Origin of the sequence: Williamsia muralis, assembly GCF_051487485.1 — a bacterium.
Classification (GTDB): domain Bacteria; phylum Actinomycetota; class Actinomycetes; order Mycobacteriales; family Mycobacteriaceae; genus Williamsia; species Williamsia muralis_B.
The window spans coordinates 2,501-5,400 of record NZ_JAHVCV010000022.1 but is presented as its reverse complement, the minus strand read 5'-3'; the positions used below and the strand labels follow the sequence as shown (position 1 = coordinate 5,400).

Below are 2,900 nucleotides of genomic sequence, written 5' to 3'. Positions count from 1 at the left end.
GTGTTCGGCGGTGTCCTACTCTCCCACACTGATTAGGGTGCAGTACCATTGGCGCTGGAGGGCTTAGCTTCCGGGTTCGGAATGGGGCCGGGCGTTTCCCCTCCGCTATAGCCGCCGTAACTTTATGAAACCAGTACACACGTCTCTGGTCTGTTTATCTTTTTTTGAGATGTGTGTGTTGTTTCAGATATTGCACAGTGGATGCGAAACAGTTTTTACATGTTTTGGTTGTAAGTCCTCGGCCGATTAGTACCAGTCACCTGCACCCGTTACCGGGCTTCCAGTTCTGGCCTATCTACCCCATGGTCTGTGGGGGGCCTTACCCCTRCTAAGAGGGTGAGAAACCTCATCTTGGAACAGGCTTCCCGCTTAGATGCTTTCAGCGGTTATCCCTTCCGAACGTAGCTAACCAGCGGTGCCCTTGGTAGGACAACTGGCACACCAGAGGTTCGTCCGTCCCGGTCCTCTCGTACTAGGGACAGGTTTCCTCAAGTTTCTTACGCGCGCGGCGGATAGAGACCGAACTGTCTCACGACGTTCTAAACCCAGCTCGCGTGCCGCTTTAATGGGCGAACAGCCCAACCCTTGGGACCTACTCCAGCCCCAGGATGCGACGAGCCGACATCGAGGTGCCAAACCATCCCGTCGATATGGACTCTTGGGGAAGATCAGCCTGTTATCCCCGGGGTACCTTTTATCCGTTGAGCGACACCGCTTCCACTTGCCGGTGCCGGATCACTAGTCCCGACTTTCGTCCCTGCTCGACATGTACGTCTCACAGTCAAGCTCCCTTGTGCACTTACACTCAACACCTGATTGCCAACCAGGCTGAGGGAACCTTTGGGCGCCTCCGTTACATTTTAGGAGGCAACCGCCCCAGTTAAACTACCCACCAGGCACTGTCCCTGAACCAGATCATGGTCCGAGGTTAGATATCCAATACGATCAGAGTGGTATTTCAACAACGACTCCACACACACTGGCGTGCATGCTTCACAGTCTCCCACCTATCCTACACAAACCGAACCGAACACCAATACCAAGCTATAGTGAAGGTCCCGGGGTCTTTTCGTCCTGCCGCGCGTAACGAGCATCTTTACTCGTAATGCAATTTCGCCGAGTCTGTGGTTGAGACAGCAGAGAAGTCGTTACGCCATTCGTGCAGGTCGGAACTTACCCGACAAGGAATTTCGCTACCTTAGGATGGTTATAGTTACCACCGCCGTTTACTGGGGCTTAAATTCTCAGCTTCACACCGAAGTGTTAACCGGTCCTCTTAACCTTCCAGCACCGGGCAGGCGTCAGTCCGTATACATCGTCTTACGACTTCGCACGGACCTGTGTTTTTAGTAAACAGTCGCTTCTCTCTGGTCTCTGCGACCACACCCAGCTCACAACGAAAAGTTGATCACCAGACGTGGTCCCCCTTCTCCCGAAGTTACGGGGGCATTTTGCCGAGTTCCTTAACCACAGTTCTCTCGATCGCCTTAGTATTCTCTACCTGACCACCTGTGTTGGTTTGGGGTACGGGCCGTGTCGCCACTCGCTAGAGGCTTTTCTCGGCAGCATAGGATCATGGAATTCGCCTCATTCGGCTACGCATCACCTCTCAGGATATRTGAGACACGGATTTGCCTATGTCTCTCCCTACAGGCTTACACCAGTACAACCACTGACTGGCCCCACTACCTTCCTGCGTCACCCCATCGCTTGACTACTACCAGCAAAGGTCCCATGCATCCAACCAAACGAAACCCGAAGGTAACCCTTGATCTTCAGGATGGTTAGTACTGCTGATTCATCACGGACGCGACTACACGGGTACGGGAATATCAACCCGTTGTCCATCGACTACGCCTGTCGGCCTCGCCTTAGGTCCCGACTCACCCTGGGCGGATTAGCCTGGCCCAGGAACCCTTGGTCATTCGGCGGCGAAGTTTCTCACTTCGCTTTCGCTACTCATGCCTGCATTCTCACTCCCACACCCTCCACACCTGGATCACTCCGATGCTTCCATGGATGCAGGACGCTCCCCTACCCACCCACACACCTAGTCTCCCTCCCGCAGGAGAAAGACGGGCTATYGYGTGAGTGCCGCGGCTTCGGCGGTGTACTTGAGCCCCGCTACATTGTCGGCGCAGGATCACTTGACCAGTGAGCTATTACGCACTCTTTCAAGGGTGGCTGCTTCTAAGCCAACCTCCTGGTTGTCTTCGCGACCCCACATCCTTTTCCACTTAGTACACGCTTAGGGGCCTTAGCCGGCGATCTGGGCTGTTTCCCTCTCGACTACGAACCTTATCGCCCGCAGTCTCACTGCCGCACTCTCACTCACTGGCATTCGGAGTTTGGCTGACGTCAGTAACCTTGTAGGGCCCATCGGCCATCCAGTAGCTCTACCTCCAGCGAGAAACATGCGACGCTGCACCTAAATGCATTTCGGGGAGAACCAGCTATCACGGAGTTTGATTGGCCTTTCACCCCTACCCACAGCTCATCCCCTCCATTTTCAACTGAAGTGGGTTCGGTCCTCCACGACGTCTTACCGTCGCTTCAACCTGGCCATGGGTAGATCACTCCGCTTCGGGTCTAGACCCGGCGACTGGAAACGCCCTATTCGGACTCGCTTTCGCTACGGCTACCCCACACGGGTTAACCTCGCCACCGAGCACTAACTCGCAGGCTCATTCTTCAAAAGGCACGCCATCACCAACCGCCAACTCAATGACGCATCAGCTTTGACGGATTGTAAGCGCACGGTTTCAGGTACTATTTCACTCCCCTCCCGGGGTACTTTTCACCTTTCCCTCACGGTACTAGTCCGCTATCGGTCACCAGGGAGTATTCAGGCTTATCGGGTGGTCCCGACAGATTCACAGCAGATTTCACGGGCCCGCTGC

General features: G+C 54.8%; 2 rRNA genes (1 of these 2 cut by a window edge). Both read right to left on the bottom strand.

Going from position 1 to position 2,900, the window contains the following annotated elements:
* Nucleotides 1-2: 2 nt before the first annotated feature.
* Nucleotides 3-119: ribosomal RNA gene (gene rrf / locus KXR83_RS26665) — 5S ribosomal RNA — on the bottom strand.
* Nucleotides 120-226: 107 nt separating this feature from the next.
* Nucleotides 227-2,900: ribosomal RNA gene (locus tag KXR83_RS26660) — 23S ribosomal RNA — on the bottom strand (it continues 463 nt past the right edge of the window).